Genomic DNA, 297 nt, shown 5'->3' with positions numbered 1-297 from the left:
TTCGGGGCTTCGGTGGTACCGACACCATTCAGGATGCCGGAGGCAGCGACTTCATCGACGGGGGTGATGGTGATGACACCATTAAAGACACCGGTGCTGGCTCGAATCACATCTATGGTGGTGAAGGCAAGGACACAATCGAGTATGGTGCCGCCAGCAGTGCAAATTGGATTGAAGGCGGCGCAGGTAACGACACGATCAGTGCGATTGAAGGTTATCACCCTGCCTCGCAGGTCAACACCTTTGTTGGCGGAGCCGGCAATGACTTCATCACTGCATACCAGTCTGCAGATACCT

Annotated in this window: 1 pseudogene; it reads left to right on the top strand. The window is 54.9% G+C overall.

The features are described 5' to 3' along the window. A pseudogene (locus ABG80_RS09635) lies at positions 1-297 on the top strand (hypothetical protein); the annotation flags it as partial.

The sequence above is a fragment of the Aquabacterium parvum genome (assembly GCF_001447195.1).
GTDB lineage: Bacteria > Pseudomonadota > Gammaproteobacteria > Burkholderiales > Burkholderiaceae_C > Aquabacterium > Aquabacterium parvum.
Note: the sequence above shows the minus strand (reverse complement) of the source record. Positions and strands in the feature narration are given on the sequence as shown.